This is a genomic window from Rhodococcus sp. 008, from assembly GCF_001682295.1.
Lineage (GTDB): Bacteria > Actinomycetota > Actinomycetes > Mycobacteriales > Mycobacteriaceae > Rhodococcus_F > Rhodococcus_F qingshengii.
In genome coordinates this window covers 4,638,516-4,664,450 of record NZ_CP012749.1, presented here as the reverse complement: position 1 = coordinate 4,664,450, position 25,935 = coordinate 4,638,516, and the positions used below count along the sequence as shown (strand labels likewise).

Annotated in this window: 24 protein-coding genes and 1 pseudogene; 12 read left to right on the top strand and 13 right to left on the bottom strand. The window is 62.4% G+C overall.

The genetic code is table 11. The features are described 5' to 3' along the window. Positions 1-6: 6 nt before the first annotated feature. Positions 7-954, bottom strand: coding sequence for an NAD(P)/FAD-dependent oxidoreductase (locus tag AOT96_RS21650; RefSeq protein ID WP_065352896.1), 948 nt, complete (start codon positions 952-954; stop codon positions 7-9). A gap of 65 nt (positions 955-1,019) precedes the next feature. Between AOT96_RS21650 and AOT96_RS21645 the strand changes: the two genes are divergently transcribed. The 3 genes and pseudogenes from AOT96_RS21645 to AOT96_RS21635 all read left to right on the top strand — a co-directional run bounded on the left by AOT96_RS21645 (position 1,020) and on the right by AOT96_RS21635 (position 4,035). Next, the gene (locus tag AOT96_RS21645) at positions 1,020-1,604 is read left to right on the top strand and encodes a helix-turn-helix domain-containing protein (protein ID WP_007731290.1); all 585 of its coding nucleotides are present in this window, start codon (positions 1,020-1,022) and stop codon (positions 1,602-1,604) included. Between the two features lie 412 nt (positions 1,605-2,016). Continuing rightward, a pseudogene (locus tag AOT96_RS36070) lies at positions 2,017-2,943 on the top strand (aldo/keto reductase). Between the two features lie 405 nt (positions 2,944-3,348). Continuing rightward, positions 3,349-4,035 (top strand): sugar phosphate isomerase/epimerase family protein, encoded by a 687-nt coding sequence (locus tag AOT96_RS21635; protein ID WP_219466804.1) that lies wholly within the window; start codon positions 3,349-3,351, stop codon positions 4,033-4,035. A 225-nt stretch (positions 4,036-4,260) separates the two neighbouring features. Here AOT96_RS21635 and AOT96_RS21630 read toward each other — a convergent pair whose 3' ends face one another. The 7 genes from AOT96_RS21630 to prfB all read right to left on the bottom strand — a co-directional run bounded on the left by AOT96_RS21630 (position 4,261) and on the right by prfB (position 9,911). Continuing rightward, positions 4,261-5,106 carry a DMT family transporter gene (locus AOT96_RS21630; RefSeq protein WP_003942324.1) on the bottom strand — a complete coding sequence of 282 codons (846 nt, stop codon included), beginning with the start codon at positions 5,104-5,106 and terminating at the stop codon, positions 4,261-4,263. Between the two features lie 20 nt (positions 5,107-5,126). After that, on the bottom strand, positions 5,127-5,600 hold the full coding sequence (gene smpB, locus AOT96_RS21625; protein WP_003942330.1) for an SsrA-binding protein SmpB: 474 nt from the start codon (positions 5,598-5,600) through the stop codon (positions 5,127-5,129). 76 nt (positions 5,601-5,676) lie between these two features. After that, positions 5,677-6,582, bottom strand: coding sequence for a permease-like cell division protein FtsX (gene ftsX, locus AOT96_RS21620; protein WP_003942367.1), 906 nt, complete (start codon positions 6,580-6,582; stop codon positions 5,677-5,679). Between the two features lie 81 nt (positions 6,583-6,663). Next, positions 6,664-7,344 carry a cell division ATP-binding protein FtsE gene (ftsE, locus tag AOT96_RS21615; RefSeq protein ID WP_020969258.1) on the bottom strand — a complete coding sequence of 227 codons (681 nt, stop codon included), beginning with the start codon at positions 7,342-7,344 and terminating at the stop codon, positions 6,664-6,666. Between the two features lie 71 nt (positions 7,345-7,415). Continuing rightward, positions 7,416-7,901 (bottom strand): hypothetical protein, encoded by a 486-nt coding sequence (locus tag AOT96_RS34780; RefSeq protein WP_007731286.1) that lies wholly within the window; start codon positions 7,899-7,901, stop codon positions 7,416-7,418. Then, complete coding sequence (locus tag AOT96_RS21605) at positions 7,898-8,782, bottom strand: mechanosensitive ion channel family protein (RefSeq protein WP_003942304.1); 885 nt, start codon at positions 8,780-8,782, stop codon at positions 7,898-7,900. The genes AOT96_RS34780 and AOT96_RS21605 overlap by 4 nt, the downstream gene beginning before the upstream one ends. A 22-nt stretch (positions 8,783-8,804) precedes the next feature. After that, positions 8,805-9,911 carry a peptide chain release factor 2 gene (prfB, locus tag AOT96_RS21600; protein WP_003942364.1) on the bottom strand — a complete coding sequence of 369 codons (1,107 nt, stop codon included), beginning with the start codon at positions 9,909-9,911 and terminating at the stop codon, positions 8,805-8,807. Positions 9,912-10,020: 109 nt separating this feature from the next. Here prfB and AOT96_RS21595 point away from each other — a divergent pair, with 109 nt between their 5' ends. The 3 genes from AOT96_RS21595 to AOT96_RS21585 all read left to right on the top strand — a co-directional run bounded on the left by AOT96_RS21595 (position 10,021) and on the right by AOT96_RS21585 (position 12,986). Beyond that, positions 10,021-10,515: a beta-class carbonic anhydrase gene (locus AOT96_RS21595; RefSeq protein WP_065352238.1), complete on the top strand. Its 495-nt coding sequence runs from the start codon at positions 10,021-10,023 to the stop codon at positions 10,513-10,515. A gap of 19 nt (positions 10,516-10,534) precedes the next feature. Next, positions 10,535-11,317, top strand: a complete 783-nt coding sequence (gene hisN, locus AOT96_RS21590) for a histidinol-phosphatase (protein WP_065352237.1) — start codon at positions 10,535-10,537, stop codon at positions 11,315-11,317. A 136-nt stretch (positions 11,318-11,453) separates the two neighbouring features. Next, on the top strand, positions 11,454-12,986 hold the full coding sequence (locus tag AOT96_RS21585; RefSeq protein ID WP_065352236.1) for a multicopper oxidase family protein: 1,533 nt from the start codon (positions 11,454-11,456) through the stop codon (positions 12,984-12,986). On the opposite strand, the gene AOT96_RS21580 is transcribed toward AOT96_RS21585, so the two are convergent. Continuing rightward, on the bottom strand, positions 12,980-13,618 hold the full coding sequence (locus AOT96_RS21580) for a response regulator (RefSeq protein ID WP_047271656.1): 639 nt from the start codon (positions 13,616-13,618) through the stop codon (positions 12,980-12,982). The two genes, AOT96_RS21585 and AOT96_RS21580, sit on opposite strands and share 7 nt — an antisense overlap. Further along, positions 13,615-14,760 carry a sensor histidine kinase gene (locus tag AOT96_RS21575; RefSeq protein ID WP_047271658.1) on the bottom strand — a complete coding sequence of 382 codons (1,146 nt, stop codon included), beginning with the start codon at positions 14,758-14,760 and terminating at the stop codon, positions 13,615-13,617. The genes AOT96_RS21580 and AOT96_RS21575 overlap by 4 nt, the downstream gene beginning before the upstream one ends. Positions 14,761-14,863: 103 nt before the next feature. Here AOT96_RS21575 and AOT96_RS21570 point away from each other — a divergent pair, with 103 nt between their 5' ends. The 3 genes from AOT96_RS21570 (at position 14,864) to AOT96_RS21560 (ending at position 19,336) form a co-directional block, all read left to right on the top strand. Next, on the top strand, positions 14,864-16,312 hold the full coding sequence (locus AOT96_RS21570; RefSeq protein WP_003942317.1) for an acyl-CoA dehydrogenase family protein: 1,449 nt from the start codon (positions 14,864-14,866) through the stop codon (positions 16,310-16,312). A 27-nt stretch (positions 16,313-16,339) separates the two neighbouring features. Continuing rightward, positions 16,340-17,545 (top strand): acyl-CoA dehydrogenase family protein, encoded by a 1,206-nt coding sequence (locus AOT96_RS21565; RefSeq protein ID WP_003942363.1) that lies wholly within the window; start codon positions 16,340-16,342, stop codon positions 17,543-17,545. Positions 17,546-17,701: 156 nt separating this feature from the next. Then, the gene (locus AOT96_RS21560) at positions 17,702-19,336 is read left to right on the top strand and encodes an acyl-CoA synthetase (protein ID WP_003942348.1); all 1,635 of its coding nucleotides are present in this window, start codon (positions 17,702-17,704) and stop codon (positions 19,334-19,336) included. Positions 19,337-19,342: 6 nt separating this feature from the next. Here AOT96_RS21560 and AOT96_RS21555 read toward each other — a convergent pair whose 3' ends face one another. The 3 genes from AOT96_RS21555 to AOT96_RS21545 are packed head-to-tail and all read right to left on the bottom strand — an operon-like array spanning position 19,343 to position 22,895. Further along, the gene (locus tag AOT96_RS21555; RefSeq protein WP_007731280.1) at positions 19,343-20,671 is read right to left on the bottom strand and encodes an amidohydrolase family protein; all 1,329 of its coding nucleotides are present in this window, start codon (positions 20,669-20,671) and stop codon (positions 19,343-19,345) included. 40 nt (positions 20,672-20,711) lie between these two features. Then, positions 20,712-21,689: an isopenicillin N synthase family dioxygenase gene (locus tag AOT96_RS21550; RefSeq protein WP_003942293.1), complete on the bottom strand. Its 978-nt coding sequence runs from the start codon at positions 21,687-21,689 to the stop codon at positions 20,712-20,714. A gap of 15 nt (positions 21,690-21,704) precedes the next feature. Continuing rightward, complete coding sequence (locus tag AOT96_RS21545) at positions 21,705-22,895, bottom strand: hypothetical protein (protein ID WP_007731279.1); 1,191 nt, start codon at positions 22,893-22,895, stop codon at positions 21,705-21,707. Positions 22,896-23,146: 251 nt separating this feature from the next. Between AOT96_RS21545 and AOT96_RS21540 the strand changes: the two genes are divergently transcribed. Genes AOT96_RS21540 through AOT96_RS21530 form a run of 3 tightly spaced genes read left to right on the top strand, consistent with a single transcriptional unit; the run spans position 23,147 to position 25,898 of the window. Further along, a complete protein-coding gene (locus AOT96_RS21540) occupies positions 23,147-23,929 on the top strand; it encodes an ABC transporter ATP-binding protein (RefSeq protein ID WP_003942349.1) in 783 nt (260 codons plus the stop codon). After that, a complete protein-coding gene (locus AOT96_RS21535) occupies positions 23,926-24,831 on the top strand; it encodes an ABC transporter permease (RefSeq protein ID WP_007731277.1) in 906 nt (301 codons plus the stop codon). The genes AOT96_RS21540 and AOT96_RS21535 overlap by 4 nt, the downstream gene beginning before the upstream one ends. After that, on the top strand, positions 24,828-25,898 hold the full coding sequence (locus AOT96_RS21530) for an isopenicillin N synthase family dioxygenase (RefSeq protein ID WP_058039107.1): 1,071 nt from the start codon (positions 24,828-24,830) through the stop codon (positions 25,896-25,898). Before AOT96_RS21535 ends, AOT96_RS21530 begins: the two co-directional genes overlap by 4 nt. Positions 25,899-25,935: the final 37 nt, after the last annotated feature.

The following is a 25,935-nucleotide window of genomic DNA, read 5'->3' as shown; positions in this document are numbered from 1 at the left end:
CACAATTCAACTGCGAAGCGCGAGTGCAACCCCGAGGTCGTCGTTGGTCAACATCATGTTGATCCCCGCTCCGGCCTTCGCCCCGGCGGCTGCGGCCATGATGACCTGGGCACCCGGGTCCACGACATTGCCCGCGGCGAACACGCCGGGCACGCTTGTGGCCCCCATCATGTCGACTGTGACGAAATCGCCCATCATCGTCTCGGCGCGCTGCGCACCGAATGTGCGCAAGATCGCATCGTTGGGGTCCATCGTGAGGGCGCCACCGACAAAGACCGCCGAACGCGCGACCACACTGCCGTCGGCCAACCGCACGCCCACCAACCGATCATCCTCGACGACGGGACCGGCAACCTCACCCTCGACGATCGAAATACCGCGAGCCGCAAGCTTTTCCCGATCTTCGGAACTCAGTTCGGTGATGCGATGAAGGAAGAGAACCACGTCATCGGACCACTGGCGAACCATGAGCGCCTGGTGCATCGCAAATTCCGCGCTCTTGGCGATCACGCCGAGCGGCTGATCACGCACGCCATACCCGTGGCAGTACGGGCAGTGCAACACATCGCGTCCCCAACGCTCGCCGAAGACTTCGAGTTCTACCGGTAGGCGGTCCGTCAGACCCGTCGAAACAAGCACCTTGCGCACCTGAATCTTGATGCCGTCAGCCAGTTCTACCGAGAATTTCTCGCCGTCCCGTGTCACGGAGACAACGGTGCCGTCATGGAACTCGCCGCCGAATTTGCGGACCTCACCTCGGCCGATGGTCAACAATTCTGCGGGGTTCATGCCGTCACGGGAGAGGAATCCGTTCATGTGGTCGGCGGCCGCGTTCCGTGGCGATCCGTTGTCGAAGACGATCACGGACCTGCGTGCCTGACCGAGAATGAGTGCGGCGTTGAGGCCTGCCGCACCGGCTCCGATTACTGCTACGTCGAATGAGTTCTGCGTCATGAATCCAGAATGACAAGAGAACGCAGTCTTGACAAACGCTGTTGCCACTTTGGCAAAATGAGTGCATGACCGAAACATCGTTCGAAGCCGTACTAGCCGGCATCGGCCCTCGCCTACGTGCGTTGCGCCAACAGTCCGACATGACCCTGGCCGATTTGTCGGAGACCACCGACATCAGCGTCAGCACACTGTCGAGACTCGAATCCGGTACTCGCCGAGCCAACTTGGAGCTTCTGCTGCCGATTGCCAAGGCACACGGCGTCCCCTTGGACGACCTCGTGAACAGCAAGATCAAAGATCCGCGCGTGCGCGAAGAACCTCGAACGGTCGGATGTATGACGGTCATTCCGCTGACCAGTCAACCCGGCAATCTGCAGGCCTACAAGATGATCATCTCGCCCACCGACGACGATCGCGAACCGGGATCCCACGAGGGCTACGAGTGGGTCTACGTTCTGTCCGGGCGCATCCGACTCCAACTCGGCGACCGGGATTTCATCATGGGGGCAGGCGAGGCCGCCGAGTTCGACACGCACATCCCGCACCGCATCAGTGCTGCCGACGGCCGGCCGGCCGAGGCGATCAGCCTCTTCGGAAAACAAGGCGAGCGGGTTCACCTACGCGCAGCGCCGGCCGACAGACGCGGCTGAAGAAAACTCTCCGAGAAGCGAGGGCATCTACAAGCGGGTGACTCGGTGGAGCGGGTGCACATCGTTGAGAGATGACTGAGAATCCGGCCAAACCGATGCCAACTGTTGTACCGCGCCGCCTGTCTCCGCGCGAGATAGCTAGCCCGATGAATCATCATGACCGAGAAGAGGAATCCCGATGAGTGGAAAAACCACTTCCTACTGCGGTCCGGGCTCGTGCACGATTTGAATCGCTCCGATGAAGTGGGTCGGCGGACCCACCTTGTCGATGTATGGAATGTAGATGTTCGTTCGTCCCACAGGGCCTGCCGACCGCTCAGAGCTCTTGCAGGGTAATTGATCTTGCGTCCAATCATTCGTCGATTTCGCGGGGCGACGAATTCACGTAAGTGGCGAAAACAAGGGGAATGACATGGAATTACGACAACTCGCGCGCGATCTTCAAGTCTCGCGTATTGGCTTAGGGTGTAACAACTTTGGTACCCGGCTGGACCCTGAGGGGAGTACGGAGGTCGTCCGTACCGCCCTCGATGAGGGCGTCACCCACTTTGACACAGCGACGATGTACGGAAACGGGCGCTCGGAGGAAATCCTCGGCAAGGCGCTCGCAGGTCAACGAGACCAGGTGGTAATCGCCACCAAAGCGATTCCACGCCCGCGTGAGGTCGATTACAAGCCCGGAGTACTCGCACGAAGCATCGAGGATAGCTGTGAGGCAAGCTTGCGGCGACTCAGCACCGACCGAATCGACTTGTACTACCAGCATGTCCCTGACCCCGATGCTCCACTGGAGGAGGCCATCGAGGCGTTGAATGGGCTGGTAGCCAAAGGGAAAGCCCGCCACGTAGCTTGCTCGAACTACTCCGCGGATCAGATGAGGTAGGCCGAGGGCATCGCCACCGGTACTGGCGCATCGCATTTATTGGCGAACCAGGTCGAATGGAATTTGCTCAACCGCGCGATCGAGGCAGACATTGTTCCCGCCGCACACGAGGTCGGAATGTCAATCATCCCTTTCTTTCCGCTTGCTTCCGGAATGCTCACCGGTAAGTACACGATGCGACGGCCGTTTCCGACCGGCAGCCGACTAGCCAGTGCGCCGTACTTCGCCACACTGGCGACGGAAGAGAACTTCGAGTACGTGGAGAAACTGTCAGCGTTCGCACAAGCGTACGGACACTCGATACTCGAACTCGCCATAGCGTGGCTGTGCGCGCAGGAGAGCGTTCCCTCTGTGATCATCGGTGCGATGAACCCCGAACAAGTGCGATCAAATGTTGCCGCCGCGGAGTGGAAGCTCGACGACGACGTTCTTGCGGCGCTGCCTTCGCGCCCCTGAAAGTCTGCGGTTCAACTCCTTTTGCTGATTTGACTACTGAGCAGCCAGATAGAAAACAAACGGCCCGCGCACTGGTAGCTCGCTTTCGCAGTCCAATGTTGGACTTCCAACCTGTAAGCCGCGTCGACCGTATTCGTTCCGCCGGCAGTCGCAACGACAGGACCAGCACATCACCTCCGAGTGTGTGTGAGTGACGAAGAGAAGTGGCCATCGATGACCTACCAGGCTGTGCAGCCAATCGAGGGCACTGCCCTCTGCTGGGGATGCATCCCACACGCTGATTTGATACAGCTCGCCGAGTTGGCCCGTAGGGGCGGCTTTCCAGAGATCACTGTTCATCCCTCGCAATATTCGATTGTGAAGAGTGCCGACTCCCGAGTGCGGGAGCGCCTGGACGATCTAGGTGTGACTGTTGGCGTGATCGATGCGCTCATGACCTATCTACCCGGCTCTGCTCGACTGGATGAGGTACCTCCACACTGGCGCAAGCTCATGGTAGATCTCGACGAGTGTCTCGAAGCCGCTGAGGCGCTTCACGCTCGCACTCTCAACGTCGCCCATTTCTTGGGTGATCCGACAGTGAAGAGAAACGCGCTGGCGTCGGCGGTGCGACAAGTCGCCGACCGCGCAGCCGAGGTCGGAGTTCGTGTCAGTCTGGAGTTCATCCCCGGCACAGGAATACCGGATCTCGGTGCGGCGTTGGACATCGTCCGGCGAGCCGACCACCCCGGCGTTGGAATCCTGTTCGATACTTGGCACTTTCTGCGCTCGGGTGGTACGCCGACCCAGCTTGCAGAGGTTACCCATGGTCAGGTATTCGAAGTGCAGATCAGCGATCGTGTCCAGCCTGGCCGCCACGATCCCTATGTACCGATGACCGGCCGCCTGGCTCCTGGCGAGGGAACGGCGCCGATCGCGGAGATTGTGCGGGCGTTGGGGGTCGTGGCTCCCGACGTCGTGTTGGGAGTCGAGGTGTTCACCGCTGATATCGGAGATCCGGAGGAAACCGTGGCCCACCTTTCCGCGGCCACTCGGATGTTCCTGCGGAGTACTGAATTTGGTTCGCCCGCGGGCATTGTCGAGCCGTCATGAGCTATTCCGAGGCCCTGAGTTTGGTGCGATACCAAACTCGCACCGCCGCCGCGTTTCCAATTTGGCCACTCCGCCAATCGGAGACCAGTTCAAACCACGCGGGACTCTTTTGACAGGATGGTCGCGGATCGGGGTATCCGGCGTGCAAGTAGCCCAGGTACTCGTCGAGGAATGAAATGGCGCGTTCCTACGATGGGTGTACGGGTCACAGCCGCTGAAAAGGAACTACGCCCCAGCGACGGCAATCATGCCGACTGCCGCCAGCGCCAACAGCATTCCCGCTTGTTGCACGCGGCTTACCCGCTCGCCCAGCATCACCATGGCGAGCAGAACCGTCGCAGCCGGATACAGCGAACCGATCACGCTGACCAGTGAGAGCATTCCGCCTTGGAAGGCGTAGATCATCGTCCCGTTCGCGACGACGTCGAGGACGCTGACGTACACCGCGAGCTTGAGTGGCTCGCCTCGTGGGAGAACGAAGTGACCGGCCGCCAGCGCGACCAACCACACCACGACGGTCGCGGCACCTCGAGATACGGCCAACGCCCACAGCCCGCTGCCCTCGCCGATCTGGTGAAGTGCGATGAACGAGAGTGCAAATGCGCCACCGCTTCCGACGGTCAGAAGAGCCACTTGTCTGGTGAAGCGGAGGGTGATTCCGCCGGCAACCTCACCCGCGGTGTCGTCAGGCGACTCGCGGCTGACCAGGACGACGGCGACCAGCGCGACGGCAATACCCAGGTACGCGATCAACCCCGGCCGCTCACCGAAAGCGAAGCCGACGAGCACCGGAATGCCCGCCACCAGAACAGCTGTCAGCGGCGAGACCACCGACATGGGGCCGGTTGCCAGCGCGAGATAGAACCACCAGACCGCCAGACCACTCGTGACGCCCGCGATCGCACCCCAGATCAGACCGTTCGGCGTCAGCGTCCCGGATACGAAAGGTGCTGCGATCAGAACGATGACGAGCGAGAGTGGATACGAGACGATCACCACACGCAGTGCGGCAACTCGTCGTGACGCAACTCCCCCGACGAAGTCGCTGACTCCGTAGGCAACTGCCGCCACGAGGGCAAGCAGGATGGAGGTCAGCGCATGCCCTTGATACGACGACCGAGCTCGCGGGTCACCTCGCGCTCGGCGGTCCGCTTGGCCATGTCCTGGCGCTTGTCGTAGTCCTGCTTACCCTTTGCCAGTGCGAGTTCGACCTTGACCTTGCCGTCGTTGAAGTACATCGACAGCGGGACCAGCGTCTGGTTTCCCTCGCGGGTCTTGCCGACGAGGTGCTCGATTTCACGCTTGTGCAGCAGGAGCTTTCGGGTACGACGTGGCGAATGGTTGTTCCACGTGCCTTGCGTGTACTCCGGAATGTGCAACGAGCGCAACCACACTTCGCCGTTGTCCACCGTGGCGAACGCGTCGACGAGCGACGCCTTGCCTTCACGCAGACTCTTGACCTCGGTCCCGACGAGAGCGATGCCGGCCTCGTAGGTGTCGATGATCGTGTAGTTGTGGCGTGCTTTGCGATTGGTCGCAATGACCTTGCGGCCCTTTTCCTTCACTGTCCGGGCCTCTCAGTCCGCTGTCTTGCTGTCGAATGGTTCTTGCTGTTCCAGCATAGAAGCTCGTGCAAACCGATTATTCGCGGACGTACAGACGCAGCGTCACGTACGCCGTCACCGCGGCCATTCCGACACCGGCAAGTACGAGGATCGGCGAGACGAACAGCACGTCACTGTTGGATATCCGCGCCACGATGTTTGCTTCGTAGACGTCGGACAGGACCCCGTCGATGAAGACGTTCTTCGCCGTGAACAGCCCGGCAATGGCGAGCACCGCACCGATCAAGGCCGCCACGACGGCTTCGAGGAGGAACGGAAGCTGGGTGTACCAACGCGTCGCGCCGACCAACCGCATGATGTTGACCTCGGTACGACGCGTGAACGCGGCGATCTGGACCATGTTGGCGATCAGCAGGATGGCCGCTATCGCCTGGACGATCGCGATCGCGAACGCTGCGTTGCGCACTCCACCGAGCACGCTGAACAGTCGGTCCACCAACTCGCGCTGATTGAGCACACTCTCGACGCCGGGCCTCGAACCGAAGGTGTCGTTGATGACGCCGAACCGCTCCGGGTCACTGAGCTTGACCTTGAACGACGCCGGGAAGCTGTCCGGGCTCACCAGGGCTGCCAGTTCGGGCTGGTCCTTGAACACGCGCTCGGTGGCGTCCTTCACGGCGTCTTCGCGGTTGAGGTACTGAACCGCGACGACGGACGGAGTCTGCTCGAGTTCCTTGCGCAACGAACTGCAGATCTCCTGCTCGCAACCGGGATCGGCCGAAGAGATGTCGTCGGTCAGGAAGATCTGCACCTCGACTCGTTCGAGGAAGATCTGCTGGGTCTTGCCTGCCATCTGCACGACCAGCAGACCACCGCCGAAGAGTCCGAGGGAGATCGCCGTCGTCAAGATCATGGCGATGGTCATCGTGATGTTGCGGCGTAGGCCGGTCAGGACTTCGCTGAAAATAAAGCTGGCGCGCATCGGGGAATCCGATTCCTTTTCGAGAGGCCGGTTGTTTCACGACAACCGGTGGGCGTACGGGACGTGTGGTCGTAGTCGGCGCTACCTGCCGACGCCGTACACACCCCGCGCTTCGTCTCTGGTCACCTTGCCGAGATCGAGTTCGATGACGCGTCGACGCATGGAGTCGACGATGTGGTGATCGTGGGTCGCCATCACGACGGTGGTGCCGGTGCGGTTGATCCGCTCGAGCAGCAGCATGATGTCCTGGCTCGTTTCGGGGTCCAGGTTGCCGGTGGGCTCGTCGGCGAGCAGCACGAGAGGGCGGTTCACGAATGCGCGGGCGATGGCGACGCGCTGCTGCTCACCGCCGGAAAGTTCGGTGGGCAGTCGATCGGCTTTGCCGGCCAGACCGACCATGTCGAGAACCTCGGGCACAGTGCGCGCGATGACGTTGCGGGGCTTGCCGATGACTTCCAACGCAAAGGCCACGTTCTCGGAGACCGTCTTCTGCTGAAGCAAGCGGAAGTCCTGGAACACACAGCCCATGCTCTGGCGAAGCTTCGGCACGCGGCGGGCCGCCAACTTGTTGACGTGGAAATCCGCGACCTCGATGTCGCCGGACGTGGGCGACTCCATCTTGAGCAGCAACCGCATGAACGTCGACTTGCCGGAGCCGGAGGGGCCGATGAGGAAGACGAACTCCCCCTTCTCCACCTCCACACTGACCTTGTCGAGCGCCGGCCTGGTGGAGGCCTTGTAGGACTTCGACACATTCTTCATGCTGATCACAACTAGCCAGTCTAGCCGTTATCTAACGGTGACCTTGGCGCCACGCGCGAGCACCCTCGTCCTTATCCGGTACCGGTGGTCGCGGGTGACTGCGGCACAGACGTCGGTGCCTGCATCGCCGCGCCAGGTTGGGGAACGGTCGTCGTCGCCGGAGTGGTCGGCACCGTGGTCGCGGACTGTTCGGCGTTGCCCGGCGCAGGCGCGGGACCCGAAGTCGGCGTCGGAGAACCTGAGCTGCCCGTGCTCGATTCCGGAGACTGGGTCTCGGACGTAGTCGTCGGCTCGGTCGAGGACGGCACGGGGGTCGTCGTCGACGGTTTGACCGAGGGCGCGACGTAAGGCTCGGTCTGCGACGTGTCCACGCTGGGCGGTGGTGTCACTGCGGTCGGGTCCTCAGGATTGAGATACGTATGCAACAGATACGTCAATATCCACGCCACGATGAGAATGAAGGTAGAGGTTCGCATCCGGCCGCCGAAGATCCGGGACGGGAGCCAGTCCAGGTGAAACAGTCGGTCGAGTCCGCGGCGCGGTTCCTGATCGGTCATTCGCTCGCCTCCTCGGTCCGTACGGTGTGCAGATCCGGTGACACCGTGATCCCCTGACGTCGCAGTGCTGCGGCGACGCGGACACGAAGAGCGCGTCCGACCTGGAACTGTTTGCCAGGGAGTGTGCGCGCGACCATCCGCACGTTGACCTGATCGACCTCCAGGCTTTCGACGCCCATGACCGTGGGCTCGTCGAGCAGCAGTTTCTTGAGTCCGCGGTCGGCCATCGCGTCGACTCCGACCTGGCGAAGCACCTCGTTGACCCGGGTGAGATCGGCGGTCGCCGGAACCGGAACGTCGATGACGGCGCGTGCCCAATCCTTGGACAGGTTGGTCGCTTTCACGATCTGCCCGTTGGGAACGGTGATGACCTCGCCGTCGGAGTTCCGCATTCGCGTCACGCGCAGGGTCACGTCCTCGATGACACCCTCGGCGTCGTCGGAGGAGCCGGTGATCGCAAGTCGCACGGTGTCACCGAAGCCGTACTGACGTTCGGTGATGATGAAGAAACCGGCAAGAATGTCCTGCACGACGCGCTGTGCACCGAAACCGAGCGCCGCACCGAGAACGGTCGCCGGCGCGACGAGACTGCCGATCGGCAGGTTCAGTTGGTCGAGAACCTTCAGCGTCGCGATCACGTAGATGAACGTGATGACCACCCAGGTGATGACCTGCGCGACCGAGTGACGATGCTTGGTCGCCTCGGAACGAACCAGCGCATCGCCCAACTGATAGTTGGAGTCGATCTGGTCGGTGACCTTGTTGCCTCCCCAACTGACCAACCGGGCGAGAATCATCGCCCCGAGCACGGTCATGAGGACGGACAAACCGGTGGTTTGAAGCCAATCGAGCAGGTTCTGCCCAGGTCGAAGTAAAGTCATCGTGCCTTTCGGTATCCGAACGCTATGCGGACTGGTTCTCGCTCATGCGCCAGCGGATGCCGGCCTCGAGGAACCCGTCGATGTCGCCGTCGAGCACTGCCGACGGGTTGTTGACCTCGTACTCGGTACGCAGGTCCTTGACCATCTGGTACGGATGCAGAACATAGGAGCGCATCTGGTTGCCCCACGAGCTGCCGCTGTCGCCCTTGAGCGCATCCATCTCGGCGCGCTCTTCCTGACGCTTGACCGCGAGCAGTTTTGCCTGCAGGACGCGCATCGCCGACACCTTGTTCTGGAGCTGCGACTTCTCGTTCTGACAGGTGACGACGATTCCCGTCGGGATGTGCGTGAGTCGAACGGCGGAGTCCGTCGTGTTGACCGACTGGCCGCCGGGACCGGACGAGCGGTAGACGTCGACGCGGATGTCGTTCTCGTTGATCTCGATGTGGTCGGTCGTCTCGACGACCGGCAGTACCTCGACCTCGGCGAACGACGTCTGACGGCGCCCCTGGTTGTCGAAGGGGCTGATGCGAACGAGCCGGTGGGTGCCCATCTCGACGGACAACGTGCCGTACGTGTACGGGCCTTTGATCGCGAACGTCGCGCTCTTGAGTCCGGCTTCTTCGGCGTACGACGTGTCGTAGACCTCGACGCCGTAGTCGTGCTTCTCCGCCCAGCGGATGTACATACGCATGAGCATCTCGGCCCAGTCTGCAGCGTCGATACCGCCGGCACCGGAGCGGATGTTGATGAGCGCGTCGCGCTCGTCGTACTCGCCCGAGAGCATGGTCTTGACTTCCATCGCCGCGATGTCGTCTCGCAGGCTCGCGCGCTCGGCGTCGGCGTCGGCCACCGCGTCGGGGCCTTCGTCTTCTGCCAGTTCGTAGAGGATCGGCATCTCGTCGAGTCGCTCGCGTAGTGCCACGATCCGGCGTAGCTCGGCCTGCGCGTGGGAGAGCTGGCTGGTGACCTGCTGGGCGTGTTCCTGGTCGTTCCACAGACCCGGGTCGGCTGCCTGGTGCTCGAGCTCGTCGATGCGTCGGCGCAGCTCCTCGACGTCCACAACCGATTCGCAGGTGCGAAGGGTGGTGTCGAGGGCGTTCAGGTCTGCAATTACGTCGGGATGCACGGTTCTCAAGGCTACCGGGTGCCGACCTCGGCCCTGCCGCCCGTCACGTATTGGGATCACCGGGACTGGAAGCCTTGCCAACCTCGCTCCGAGGGAACCTACTGGAACGATGACTGTCACCGACGAATACCTGCAGAACAACGCCGCCTACGCCGAGCAGTTCACCGGACCGCTCCCCCTCCCACCCAGCAAACACGTCGCCGTACTTGCCTGCATGGACGCCCGCATCGACGTCTATCGGGTGCTCGGAATCAAGGAAGGTGAATCGCACGTCATCCGCAATGCGGGTGGAGTCGTCACCGACGACGAGATCCGATCCCTGGCCATCAGCCAGCGTCTGCTGGGAACTACCGAGATCATCCTCATCCACCACACCGACTGCGGAATGCTGACGTTCACCGACGACGACTTCAAGCGATCCATCCAGGACGAGATCGGCATCAAACCAAATTGGGCTGCCGAATCGTTTCCCGACATCGACGAGGACGTCCGTCAGTCGTTGAAGCGCATCGAGAACAGTCCGTTCGTCACCGCGACGACCTCCCTACGCGGATTCGTCTTCGACGTCGCAACCGGAAAGCTGAACGAGGTCGTCCCCGATTGAGCCGGTAGGTTGTGTACCCGTGACCGATCGCGCATCCGACCTCGCACTCGCCCTCCGTATCGCCGACGAGGCTGACGCGATCACTCGCGCCCGCTTCGGCGCCCTCGACCTTCGAGTGGACGACAAGCCGGACCTCACCCCCGTCTCCGACGCCGATCTGGCTGTCGAGCGAGCAGTGCGCGCGACGCTCGGTGAGCATCGTCCTGCGGATTCCGTACTCGGCGAAGAATTCGGCGGCGACGCAGCCTTCGAGGGCAGACAGTGGGTGGTCGACCCCATCGACGGGACCAAGAACTTCGTCCGCAACGTACCGGTGTGGGCCACGCTGATCAGCTTGCTCGAGGACGGCGTCCCGGTCATCGGCGTCGTGAGCGCACCTGCACTGAATCGGCGATGGTGGGCTGCAACAGGTTTGGGTGCACATACGTCCTTCGGGGACAGTGATGCGCGGGCGATCCAGGTATCCGCCGTCGATCGCAGCGAGTCAGCGAGCCTGAGCTTCTCGAGCCTCTCGGGGTGGAAGGACCGCGGAATTCGCGATCAGTTCGTCGAACTCACCGACCACGTCTGGCGCGTGCGCGGTTACGGGGACTTCTTCTCCTACTGCCTCGTGGCCGAAGGCGCCGTCGACATTGCTGCCGAACCCGAGGTTTCCCTGTGGGATCTGGCAGCGCTCGACGTATTGGTCCGTGAGGCCGGCGGCGCGTTCACCGATCTGGACGGCGGCGCAGGTCCGCACGGCGGCAGCGCGGTCGCCACCAACGGACTGCTGCACGAAGACGTTCTGGCCCGCCTGCGGTAACACCCGAGTACCAGAACATCCCACCCGCCGCAAGGGTCCGAGGGAGGAGTTCCGACAGGCCCGTCGGCAGGATTCGGCACGACATCTCGGCCCGTTGACTGGAAGTAGTTGATCACGCACTACTTCCAGGAGAACGATGAACCGGATTTCCAGGCGCACGATTCTGTTCGGTCTGGCCGCAGCGCCCCTCGGGCTCGCGGTGGGCTGCGGCGCCGACCCGGCAGAGAAGAGCGCCACGTTGGCGGTGGCCGGAACTTCGCGTCCGCTACCGATTCCGCCGCTTGCCGAATCCACCGTCGACGACGCCGGTGTTCGCCACTTCACACTTCGTGCCGGTGCCGGGACCACCGAGATCGTCGCGGGAAAACTCACCGACACTTGGGGTTTCAACGGATCCATTCTGGGGCCGACCGTCCGCGCCGAACGCGGAGAATCTGTCGCATTCACGATCGACAACACACTGGAAGAGCCCACGACCGTCCATTGGCACGGCATGCATCTGCCCGCCCGATACGACGGCGGCCCGCACCAGACCATCGAAGCCGGCGGACGCTGGGAACCGGCGTGGACGATCGGCCAGTCGGCGTCGACGCTCTGGTATCACCCACACCCGCACGGATCCACCGAACGGCACGTGCAGCGCGGTCTCGCCGGACTGTTCCTGATCGACGACGCCGACACGCGGGCGTTGGACATCCCCAAAACCTATGGTGTCGACGATGTTCCGCTGATCATCCAGGATCGTCGATTCCTCGCCGACGGCAGCTTCGACGAATCGGATCCGACCGACATAGGCCTGCTCGGCGACACGATCGTCACCAACGGCATCTCCGACGCCTACCTCGACGTCACCACCGGGGTCGTCCGGTTACGCATTCTGAACGGCTCTTCCGGCCGTCTCTACAACCTGGGGTTCCCCGACGACCGCACGTTCGATCTGATTGCCACCGACGGCGGACTGCTCGAATCACCTATTGCGATCAAGCGGATTCAGCTCAGCCCCGGCGAACGAGCCGAGATCGTGGTTCGCGTCGACCCCGGTGCGACGACCACACTGGTGTCGTTCCCGATCGAGGACGGCGGTGGCGTGAGTTCCTCCGACGCCGAGAACTTCGGCATGAACGACCGCTTCGACATCCTCGAACTGCGGGGCGTTGCCAGCCGCGCGTCACGGTCGACTCTCCCGGCGCAGTTGGCCGCACTGCCGCGTCTGGATCCGTCGAAGGCAAGCGTTTCCCGAACCTTCGATCTGCAGTGGTACATGATCAACGGGCAACGAATGGACATGAACCGCATCGACTTCGAGGCCGAGGTCGGCGCGACCGAGGTGTGGACGATCACCAACAAGGACAACTGGCCACACAATTTCCATGTCCACGACGTCCAGTTCCAGATCCTCGACGTCGACGGTCGCACTCCCCCGCCGCACTTGCGCGGACTCAAGGACACCGTCTACACACCGCCGGGCAGCAGGGTTCGCGTCGCACTGCAGTGGTCCGAGTACACCGATCCCACCTTCCCGTACATGTTCCACTGCCACCTGCTGATGCACGAGGACCAAGGGATGATGGGCCAATTCCTCGTCCTCGAACCGGGACAGAAGGCGGCTCCGATGCAGATGGACATGCCGATGGACATGCCGATGCCTGGTTCGCACTCCGGTCACTGAAAGTTCTGCAAGTGGTACACGGCGAGGCGAACCCGATTGTCGCAACCGGTCTTCGACATCAGGTTCGCCACGTGCGTCTTCACCGTGGTCACACCGAGATGCAGCGTGTCCGCGATCTCCTGATTGCTCTTCCCTTCTGCCACCAGCGCGAGGACCTGCGATTCGCGATCGGTCAACGGAACCTTCTCCGTCGCAGCAGTGTCTGCGATACCACCGATCACCGCTCGATCCACAACGCGGCGGAGAAGTTCCGGAGTGAACACCATCTCGCCCTCGGCGATCCGCCGAATGGCACCGAGCAACTCGGCGGGTTCGGTGTCCTTGACGAAGAATCCCGAAGCCCCCGCGGCGAGTGCGGGATACAGATGATCGTCGTCGTCGAAGGTGGTCAGCACGAGGATGCGCGCTCGACGACCGGCCTTGACGATCTGCTGCGTGGCGCCGATCCCGTCCAGCCCGGGCATTCTCAAGTCCATCAGAATCACGTCGGGATCCAATTCTGCAGCGAGCGCTACCGCCTCGACGCCGTTCGACGCCTCACCGGCCACGGTCATGTCCTCGGCTGCCGCGCACAGCATCCGCAAACCGGCGCGCACAAGTCGCTGGTCGTCGACGATCAGCACGCTGATCACGAGACATCGCCCGAGACAACGAGTGGAATACTCACGTGCACTTCCCATTTCCCGTCACTGTTGGTGCCCGCGGTCATCTCGCCGCCGACCAACTCCGCACGCTCCTGCATTCCCACCAGGCCATGACCTGCACTCCGAGGCGATCCCTCGACGTCGTTGACAACCCTGACATGCACCCGGTTGTCTTCGCGACCGACCGAGACCGATACCAGCCCCTTCTTGTCGCCATGCTTCATGACGTTGGTCAGTGATTCCTGAATCACCCGCAACAACGTCAGCCTCCCGATCGCGTCGAGATCGGCTGCGCCTGACTCGACATTCTCCTGGGCATCGAAGACTGCCTGCACCTCGAAACCCGCCGCACGCACACGATCTATCGCCGCCTCGATTTCCGCCTCGACGGCATCCGGCTCGACCAGAGCGACCTCACCGAGCGAAGGATCACGAAGTGCGACCAGGAGGCGACGGATATCGGCCAGCGCATCGGACGCAGTCCCACGCACATCCGCGAGGACCTCACGCACGGCCTCGTCCTGGGGCGCCAAGACATGTTGAGCCACGCCGATTCTCAGGACGATCGATGCCATGTGGTGCGCAACCAGGTCGTGCAGTTCGCGGGCGAGCGCACTGCGCTCCGCAGCGCGGGTCTGCGCAAGATTGTTCGCGGCCAATTCACGCTGCGAGCGTAGATACAGCCCGAGCAGCAGTGGCAACCCCACGTACGCAAGCACTTTCACAGCCGTCGTGACAGACCAGAACGCTTCGTGAGATTCGAACCAGATCCCCGCGAGCACCGAACCGCACCATCCTGCTGCCGATACGGCAACCATTTCTCTACGCTCGGCCCGCATCGTGACGTCGACGACGGCGACCGCCCCGAGATACGGAACAAGCTCGGACAGCCCCCAGGCGTCGGCGACGAACATCGGAACGGCGAGCGCCGAGATGACCAGGGACGCGAAGACCGGCCATCGACGGCCGACAGCGAAGGCGAGCGCCGACAGCATCGACAGAATCCAGTAGGTGAGGGGAACTCGATACTCCCCCGGATACGTGCTGGCGATCAACAGGCACGGGACCACCACCAACGGCGTGTAGCGCACGTACCGCTGTATCCGATCTGGCACCTCTGTCCGGTTCACCCCTCGAGCCTATGACGCGCATCATTTCGCGGTTTCTCGACAACAGACCTTACTGATGAGTAAGATAAGGATCGTCCAACGCCCCAACACCGAGAAACAGCTGGTGATCATGACCAAGCAAGACAGTGTTGCCCCCGACAAGAGCGCTCAGCGCAGCGAATCGGGCGCGCAGCGCGGCGGCGCCAAGGGTGCGCCCCGCGACACGTCCGCCGTCGGCCTGAACCCGATCAAACGCGACGCCATGGGCGCAGCCATGCGTGTGCTTACCAAGATCACCGGTTCGGAACTGGCCGAGAAGTTCAATCTGCGTCAGACCATCGATCGCGTGACCTACGAGGGCACCAAGACGGGCTTCAAAACCCTGGGTGCCGCCACTCGAGGATTCCAGAAGGTCTCGGGCAACGGCGCACCCAAGCGCCTGCCCGACAACCCGAGCAAGAACGCCGACTACTTCGATCTGACCCCCGACGACGACCAGAAGATGATCGTCGAGACCGTGCGCGAGTTCGCGGCCGAGATCCTGCGTCCCGCAGCGCACGACGCCGACGGCGCAGCGCAGGCACCCGCCGATCTCTCCAAGCGCGCAGCCGAGCTCGGCATCACGCTGATCAACGTTCCCGAAGAACTCGACGGAGCAGCTGCCGATCGCGGCGCAGTCACCAATTCTCTTGTTGCCGAGGCACTTGCGCACGGAGACATGGGGCTTGCACTTCCGATCCTCGCACCCAGCGGCGTTGCAGTCGCACTGACGCAGTGGGGCACCGACGCGCAGCAGAAGACCTACCTTCCGGCCTTCACCGGCGAGCAGGTCCCCGGCGCAGCAGTGGTGGTCAACGAACCACGCGCACTGTTCGATCCGTTCGCCCTGCAGACCAAGGCAGTTCGCTCCCCCAGCGGCTACAAGCTCAACGGCGTCAAGAGCTTGGTGCCCGCCGCGGCTACGTCCGAACTCTTCGTCATCGCCGCAGAACTCGACGGCAAGCCCTCCTTCTTCATCGTCGAATCCGACACCAAGGGACTCGTCGTCGAAGCAGATCCCAGCATGGGACTGCGCGCCGCAGGCCTGGGTCGCCTGATCCTCACCGATGTCGCGGTGTCGGAGTCCGCACTGCTCGGCGACGGTGACGCCGAGCAGCGCAAGGCCGAATACGCCGACGCGATTCGCCTGGCTCGCCTCGGTTGGGCGTCCATGGCCGTCGGAACCAGCCAGGCAGTTCTCGACTACGTGATTCCGTACGTCAACGAGCGCGAAGCGTTCGGCGAGCCGATCAGCCACCGCCAGGCGGTTGCCTTCATGGTCGCCAACATCGGCATCGAACTCGACGGACTGCGCCTGGTCACGCTTCGGGGCGCTTCACGCGCCGAGCAGGGCTTGTCCTTCGCTCGCGAATCCGCTCTGGCCCGGAAGCTGGCTTCCGAGAAGGGCATGCAGATCGGCCTCGACGGTGTGCAACTCCTCGGTGGACACGGGTTCACCAAGGAACACCCGGTCGAGCGCTGGTACCGCGACCTCCGTGCCATCGGCGTTGCCGAGGGCATCGTCCTCATCTGACGCCGCTGAACTTCCAGGAGAACCACGATGATCAACCTCGAACTTCCCAAGAAGCTCAAAGCATCAGCGAACCAGGCACATCAGGTCGCGGCGCAGATCTTCCGACCCATTTCACGTAAGTACGATCTCGCTGAGCACGAGTACCCCGTCGAGCTCGACACCATGGCCGCCATGGTCGAAGGCCTCTCCGATTCCGGTGGAGACATCGGCGGTGCCAGCGGCGGACGGTCCGACGCGAGCGCCAAGGGTGGCAACGCCAACGGCGGCAACATGTCTGCGCTCCTCAACTCGCTCGAAACGTCTTGGGGCGACGTCGGACTCATGCTCTCGATCCCCTACCAGGGGCTCGGCAACGCCGCGATCGCCGCAGTGTCAACCGACGAACAGCTCGAACGTTTCGGCAAGGTGTGGGCCTCGATGGCCATCACCGAACCGAGCTTCGGTTCCGACTCCGCCGCCGTGACCACCACCGCCGTTCTCGACGGCGACGAGTGGGTTCTCAACGGCGAGAAGATCTTCGTCACCGCCGGTGAGCGTTCGACGCACATCGTCGTGTGGGCGTCGGTCGACAAGTCGAAGGGCCGAGCGGCCATCAAGTCGTTCGTCGTTCCGCGTGACGCACCGGGCCTGAGCGTTGCTCGCCTCGAGCACAAGCTGGGCATCAAGGCCTCCGACACCGCAGTACTCCTGCTCCAGGATTGCCGCATTCCCGCGGACAACATCCTCGGCAGCCCGGAGGTCAACGTGGAGCAGGGCTTTGCCGGCGTCATGCAGACGTTCGACAACACCCGGCCCCTCGTTGCAGCCATGGCCGTCGGCGTCGGACGCGCAGCTCTCGAAGAACTGCGCGGCATCCTGACCGAAGCCGGTGTCGAGATCTCCTACGACACACCGGTCTACAACCAGCATGCAGCTGCAGCCGAGTTCATCCGTTTGGAAGCCGACTGGGAGGCCGCGTACCTGCTGTCTCTGCGCGCGGCGTGGATGGCCGACAACAAGAAGCCGAACTCGCTCGAAGCGTCCATGTCCAAGGCGAAGGCCGGTCGCACCGGCACCGACGTGACGCTCAAGGCAGTCGAGTTGGCCGGCACTTACGGCTACTCGCAGCGCCCGTTGCTCGAGAAGTGGGGCCGCGACTCGAAGATTCTCGACATCTTCGAGGGCACCCAGCAGATCCAGCAGCTGATCGTCGCACGCCGTCTACTCGGAAAGTCGTCCGCCGAACTGAAGTGACGGTCGCACGGACCAGATCCCGAAACACTCCGCCCCGCCACCTTTCGAGGTGGCGGGGCGGAGTGCTCGGTCGCCATCGTGAAACTTCACCACCGAAACCTGATTGCGCATTAGTGTGTAATCAGTCCTACAACGACGCTGGGAAGAGGTTCACGTATGCCCGGATTGGTCACCAAGGTCACTGACACCATCGGCGCGGCGGGGGTTATGTTCCGAGCCGGACTCGTCCCGTTCCCTCGCCTCGATCGCGGACTCAAATCCATTGCAGCCGTGGACAAGTACGGACCCTTTGCCGGGCCGGTCCATGCACACGCCGAGAACGGCTACGATGCGGTGGCGATCATCGACGAGCGCGGACCCATCACCTATGCCGAGCTCGAGCGTCAGAGCAACGCGTTGGTCCGGGCGTGGCAGGCCGACGGCATCACCTCCGACTCCGTCATGGGTGCGATGTGCCGTAACCATCGAGGCTTAGTCCTGACCATGCTGGCGGCAGCAAAGAACGGAACGAAGCTCGTTCTCATGAACACGGGCTTCGCTCGGCCCCAACTCGTGGACGTCGCAGCGCGTGAGAAGGTTGTCGCCTTCGTCTACGACGACGAGTTCGCGGACATCGCCGATGCCTTGCCGGACGACGTCGTCGTCTATCGTTCCTGGCCAGAGGGCACAGCCGCTGACGGTTCCACGGCAGCTACTCTCGACGAGGCCATCGCCGGACGCACCACGTCGTCGGTGCCGGCACCCGAGAAGAACGGTGGCTTCGTCCTCCTCACCAGCGGCACAACGGGAACTCCCAAGGGTGCGCCGCGTGGCCACACCTCCCCTCTCGCGTCGGCACAGTTCCTCGACCGCGTGCCGTTGCGCCGCGGACAGACCATGATGATGGCGGCCCCCGCCTTCCACGGAACCGGTGTCTCGCAGTTCGCTCTCGCGTTGGCGCTCGGCCAGACCGTCGTCATGCATCGAAAGTTCGATCCGGAGAACACGATCAAGCTTGTCGCCCAGTACAAGTGCGACAGTCTGGTCGTGGTCCCGACGATGCTCACTCGCATCATCGACCTCGGTCCCGACGTGCTGTCCAAGTACGACACGTCGAACCTGAAGATCATCTTCTCGGCAGGTTCGTCACTCTCACCCGACCTGTGCAAGCGAGTCACGGCCTCGTTCGGGTACGTCCTCTACAACCTGTACGGATCCACCGAGGTCGCAGTGGCCACGGTCGCGACTCCCGAGGATCTGACCATTGCGCCGGGAACGGCGGGCCGCGCTCCGGTGACCTGTCACGTCGAACTGTTCGACGAGAACAACAAGAAGATCACCACCCCACACACGATCGGCAGGATCTTCGTCGCCAGCGGGCTGAGCTTCGAGGGATACACCGACGGGCGCGACAAGGAACGTATCGACGGGCTTCTCTCGACCGGCGACGTCGGACACTTCGACGCCAACGGCCTCCTCTTCGTCGACGGCCGCGACGACGACATGATCGTCTCCGGTGGCGAGAACGTCTACCCGCTCGAAGTCGAGAACCTGCTCGCCGATCGGGAGGACGTCTTGGAAGCGGCAGTCATCGGAGTCGAGGACGCCGACTTCGGGCACCGTCTGCGAGCGTTTGTCGTCGTCGCCCACGGCGCCGACCAGAACTCCGACGAGCTGAAGGATCACGTCCGGTCGAATCTCGCGCGCTACAAGGTTCCCCGCGAGATCGTCTTCATCGACGAACTTCCCCGCAACGCCACCGGAAAGCTGTTGCGCCGCGTCCTGATCGAGATGGAGATCAGCGAAGACTGAGCACAGTCACAAAGCTCTGAGCGTGCGGATCAATTCCGCCTCGTCGACGCGAGTGGAGTGCCCGTCGCGGAGCACGACCTCGCCCGCAACCAACACCGTGTCCACTATCTGACGACTGCCCGTCGTGAGAATGGACGCGCCCGGATCTCGCACCGGGAGGCAACCGAAGTCGCGTTCGAACCGAATCATGGTGAGGTCGGCGGGATCGCCCACGGAGATCCCGCCGGACCTGGCCGGCAGACCGAGTGCTGCGTTTGCACCGCCGGATGCGATGTCGATCATGGCTTCGAAGCCGAGCAGGTCGGCGCGGCCGCGCGCGGCTCGCTGCACGTAGGCGCCGGTGCGCAGCGTCTCGAGCATGTCCTGAGTATCGTTGCTGGCTGCGCCGTCCACACCCAACCCCACCGCGATCCCCGCGTCGAGGAAACTCGGGACGGGCGCGATTCCGCTACCGAGGCGCATGTTGCTGACGGGGTTGTACGACACTCCGACGCCGCGCTCCGCCAGCACCTTCTGACCACGGTCGTCGAGTTCGACGCAGTGGACCGCCAGCACCCGGTCCCACAAGAAACCATGGGAATCCAGGTAGTCGACCGCGTTCATGCCCGCGTGTTCGGTACACATCGTGTTGTCGGTCTGCGTCTCGAGCAGGTGAATCGAGACCGTCAGGTCGCGAGCCTGCGCGAACTCACGCACTTCCGACATCCCCTCCGGGGTCAGCGAACGCGGGTTCGGTACCGCGACTGCCACGTCAATGCGGGAACCGGCGACGTCCCGCATCATCTGATCCGTATGTGCGAGAACGTCTCCGAGTGGTTGCATGAGCCGCGGATCGAAGCCCCACTTCCTCGTCTTGTCCGCCCGGTCTGCGGTTCCGCGTCCCAGCACCGCACGAATCCCGGTGTCGTGCAACGCCCGGATCACGGCATCGTGAACCTCGCTGGACGGGTGCGGCCACATGTGTTCGACCAGGGTGGTCGTACCGCTGCGCAATGCCTCCAGCGAGGCTGCGACAGTGGCCGCGTATGCGCGCTCGGGAGTGATCTGAACCGACTCTTCTGCGACCGCGAGTAGCCATTCGAGAAGCGGTGCCCCTTCGGCGATCCCACGCATCAGTGACTGCTGAAGGTGCGTATGGGTGTTGACGAACCCAGGGATCAGATACGCCCCCGATCCGTCCACACTTCCAGGTGTGGCGGTGCCGGTCGACTTCTCGATCGATTCGACCACCCCATTCGAGACGACGACGTCGTGGCCGGTCAGCCATTGCCCGCCGCTGTACAACGTCACGTCCCGGATGATCACGTCGGTCATGTTCTTGGGCGCGGTAGTCATCGCCAGTTCTCCTGAAAGTGTGTGACGGAACGGATACGGATCAACGCGCGAAGTTCGCGCGTACTCGCTGGTCGATGTAGTCCTCGGCAGTGATCGGCGGGTACTTGCCCGCCGGCCCCTCGATGGTCACGTCGCGGTTCGCCTGAGCGAAGAACGCGAGGCTGTAGCGGGCTCCCCGATAGTCGGTGACTCCGGGACTCTTGACTCGATGAAAATTCGACGGCAGGACGTCATCACTCCATCTCATCAGCATGTCGCCGATGTTGCAGGTGATTGCTTCCTCAGCCGGCACCACCGACGTCCATTCCTGGGTGTCCATCTCCTTGCCCGGGCACAGTTGCAAGCCGCCCTGACCGTCTCGCTGGAAAAGCAATGTCAGGCAATCGAAATCGGTGTGTGCTCCGGCACGCCACATCCCTTCGACATCTGCGTCGGCGGCAAGGGGGAAGTAGTGGAGTAGTCGCAGCGTGCTCTGGTAGGTGTCCACCGACGGGTCATGTGCCCTGGTGAAGAAGTCTCGTTCGAATCCCAGCTTCTCGGCGAAGCACGACAACAGGTCCATCGCAATGCCCCAGCACTTGGCTTCGAAGTCCAGGATCGTTTCGCGGAATCCGCCCAATTCGTCTGCAGTGGGCCACAGATCACCCATATGCGGGCGGGTCACCTGATAGGACTCTTTCTGATCAGGTGTTCCGATGGACGGACGCACCTGCGTCATGCTCTCCCAGCCGGAGTTGAAACCCTTCTTGAGCGGATACTGCGCTTTGACCTCAGTGGGCAGTGCAAAGAATCGCTCGGCCGCCGCGAAAGCCTCGCGGACCTGGTCCAGATCGATCCCGTGATTGACGATTTGGAAGAATCCGATGTCGGTTGCTGCCGACCACAACTCCTCGGCGATCTCGCTGCGCCGGTTCTCGAAATCCGAGAGATCGATTCTTCGGACCTCGCGGTCGGTGGTCTCCGTGCCCAGGCCACCCATGCGGGTCTCGCGGTTGAGTTCTGTCATGTCGTAAGTCATTTGCTGTCAGCTCCTTCAGCGGATTCCGATGGACCGATCGGTGAACTTGTCGGTGTAGATCTCTTCTGCAGTCAATGACTGCGGTATCGCCGCACCCCCGGCGTTCAGGATGGGCTTCAGTTCTTCGACGGTGTGAGCGACTCGCGTCATGTCGAACGTGCCGACGGATCCGTCCGCCTCGTTCGCGATCAGGCCCTTCTCTTTCAAGAGTTGGGCACTGAACGCTGCTTCACCCTCGGTGTAGGGAGAGAACGACACGTCCTGCGAGACGACGTCGACAATGGCAGCATTCGCCGTATCCGGCGCAGTGATGTAGTCCGCGGTGGCCTGCTGAATGATCGGAACCAGCTTGCTCAAACACGGGGAGAGTGTCTCGACCTTGTCGGCACGAACGGAAACATTGGACGCGTAGATGTCGAAACCCGAATCTTTCAGCAGGTCATAGGAAACCGGCTTGTCCCACGCCGGCGTCTCCTTCTCGTACGTGTACGGTTCCGAATTCGCGAATCCTTGCTGAGCGATGGTCGGGTCACCGACAAATCGCGAGGGAGCTCCGTCGTAGCTCGTGTCGAGCTGAGACTGCTTCAGTAGGCCTTTCGCCACGAGCCACTGCGGAAACAGTTGCTCCTTGGAAACGACGACACTCGCGTCGGACTTGCCGATATCGGCAACACTCGCCCATTCCGGATGAGACTCTTTGTCCCACATGAGGATTGCCGGGCTGTACTTGAGCAATGGCGTGACGGCCACAACGGGCTGACTTGCCGCTGCCGCGATCACCTGATCGCCGTGCACCAAGCCGAGAGTGATCGAATCGTCGACGTACATCTGGGAGCTGACGGATTGGAACCCGATTGCCGGTCCCCCGGCCCGCAAGGTCAAGTCGACTCCGGTGTCCTTCCCTCCGGCGACAAGAGTCCCACTGACGGACTTGTCGTCGGTGTCGACCGAATAGCCGGGACCAAGCATCTCGAAGAGCGCCCCCATATCCGACTGTGGCTGCCATTGGAGTTGAACCACAACGTTTTCCGGACAGAGACCCGCTAGGTTCTGAGCCTCGGCAGCTGGTTCGAGAGATTCAGCCTTGGCCGTCTCAGCCTCACTGGAGCTGCACGCAGTCAATCCGATGGCTGCACACATGGCCAGTGCCGCGCCCGCCGCTCCCACACTTCTGCGATTGGAATGCACCTTGCGATTTGAATACACAGCGTCTCCTTCGTGAAAACAATTGGGATGTGGGCGAACCAGGAAGGGTGATCCGATGTGCACACTCTGCAGCACATGGATTACATGCAATCGACTAGTTGTTTCCATCAGGTAACGCGCGCCAGGATTCTCGCTTCACCTGCAATGTCACCTCACATTTACATTCAGCAATCTAGGCGACATACATGCAATTCAAGATGGTTCACACATCTTGAAGAACTTTTGCATGCATTATTGAACCGGAGGCTCAGATGGAACTCGCGAACACGATGCAGGATGCCGACGCTCGCAAGCTCACCGCACCGATGCAGATGGTCTTTTCCGATGTCGTCAAGAAGTTCGATACCGGCACTGTCGCGCTGGACGGCATCGATCTGAACGTGGAGCGAGGAGACTTCGTCGCCGTGGTCGGACCCTCCGGCTGCGGCAAGTCGACTTTGTTGCGCATGGCGGCCGGCCTCGAGCGACCGACCAGCGGCGCGGTTGCCCTCGACACCGAATCAGTTGGCTTCATCTTCCAGGAGCCGACTCTCCTCCCCTGGCGAACCGTGCAGGCCAACGTCGAATTGTCCGCCGAACTCGGTGGCGGCGACAAAGCAGCCCGAAAGTTGCGAGCCGACGAGGCAATTCGCGCAGTGGGCCTGGCGGACTTTGCGAAACAACTGCCCAACGCGTTGTCGGGCGGAATGAAGATGCGCGTCTCGTTGGCACGTGCGCTCACCCTCGCACCTGCTGTGATGCTGCTCGACGAACCTTTCGGTGCTCTCGACGAGATGACACGACTGGAGATGCAGGTAGAGCTGCAAAGGCTCTACACCGACAAGGGGTTCACCTCGATGTTCATCACGCACTCGGTATCCGAGGCCGTGTACCTCGCAAACAAGGTGGTCGTCATGACCGCCCGGCCCGGACGAATCCATTCGGTCGTGGACATCGATTTCCCGTACCCGCGTAGCCCGGAACTGCGCTACGACGCCCGATACACCGAACACGTCGCCGAGATCTCGGCCAGTCTCCATGGGAGCTCACGATGACCGAAGTCCTTGCAGTGCAACAGGGCACCACCGCACGCAATTCCGCCGTTCGCACTGATTCTGCGACCGCCGCGCGAGCACAGTCACAGCCCGGACGGCCCTCGCGAATGAGAGCGCTCGGCACCTTCCTTCTCTATCCGCTGCTCTCACTTGCCGGCGCGGTCGCGGCGTGGTCGATCGTCAGCTACCTCGTTCTCTCCCCGGAACGTCGATTTCTCCTTCCGCCGCCGAGTCAAGTACTGACAAAGTCGCTACTCGACTGGAAACACCTCTCTCCCATGCTCGAAGCCCTCGCAGTGACGGCACAGGTAGCACTGGTCGGCTTCGTGGTCGCGGTGGCAGTCGGCGTCGGAACCGGCGTGCTGATGAGCCAGGCCAAGTGGATCGAGCGGATCGTCTATCCCTATGCCGTTGTGCTGCAGGTCATTCCCATCCTCGCCATCGTCCCCCTCATCGGGCTCTGGTTCGGCTACGGTATGACCGCGCGCACCCTGGTGTGTGTTCTCATCGCAGCCTTCCCGATCATCACCAACACACACTTCGGATTGCAATCGGTCGATCGCGGACTGCACGAACTGTTCACCCTCGGCCGCGCGTCCCGTTGGGATCGATTGGTGAAACTCGAACTGCGAGCGGCAATGCCGGCTATTCTCACCGGCATCCGCACCGCCTCCGGCCTTGTTGTCGTCGGTGCCATCATCGGCGACATGTTCTTCGCCAAAGGACAACCCGGGATCGGAACGCTGCTCGACGTCTACCGAAGCCGCCTTCAGTCCGAGGATCTGATCGCCGCGATCGTGATCGCGTCGGTGTTCGGTGTCCTCGTCTTCTCTGCCTTTGGATTCCTCTCACGTGTGCTCGTCGGTAAGTGGCACACGTCCGGCCGCAAGGACTTTAAATGACCCACGAAACTCCTGTCTTCGAAATCCCTACGATCGATATCAGCCCGTACCTCCGCGGCGAGGCAGCGGTTGCAAACGCCACCAACAGCACTGCCTGTGCGGAAGTGGCAGCTCAACTCGATCGCGCGTGCCGGGAGGTCGGATTCATACAGATTGTCGGACACAGCATTCCACGATCGGCGACCGAAGGACTGGCCGACGCTCTCGACGAGTTCTTTGCTCTCCCACTGACGGTGAAGAACAACTATCGCCGTCCCTCGTCCGAGAACCGCGGCTACTCACCACCGAAATCGGAATCACTCAGCATGAGCCTGGGCGTCGCCGCTGCGAACCAGATGAACGATTTCTACGAAGCAATAGTCGTGGGCACAGAGGTGAGCGACTATCCGGGCGTCGACCTACCCGAGTCCAGCTACGCCGCCAACACCTGGCCCGTGGCCGCGCCCGGATTCCGACCGGCAATCGAAGAGTATTTCCGTCATGCCCAGGGCTTGGCACGAATCCTGATGTGCGCCTTTACCGACGCTCTCGGATTGCAGCCCGGGTACTTCGATTCGATGCTCGACCATTCGATCGACGCGATGAAGATGAACAACTACGCACTGCCCGAGGGCGAGATCCGCATCTCCGGCGACATGACGGGAATGGGCGCTCACACCGACTTCGGAATCTTGACCATCCTGTGGGCAGATCGAGTTCCGGGTCTTCAAGTTCTGAGTGCCGACGGCGTATGGCACGACGTCCAACCTGCCGACGGCGCACTCTTGATCAACCTCGGCGACGCGATGGCACGCTGGACGAACGACCGATGGCGCTCGACAGTGCACCGAGTCGACCCACCTATCGTCGATGGTCAGATCATCCGACGTCGCTCTGCCGCATTCTTTTTCGACGGGAACTACGACGCCGTCATCGAAGCACTGCCAGGGACTCTCACACCGGGCGAAGTGGGATACCCGCCGATCACGATCGCTGAGAACATCGCGGCCAAAGTGGCCGGACTGAAAGGCGCGACGGCGCCCGAGGTCGACAGTCGCAGCGCTGACCGGGTGCGCGCCGCTGGATAGCGCTCCCGGGTACCGTCGACATCGTGCAGGATCGAAG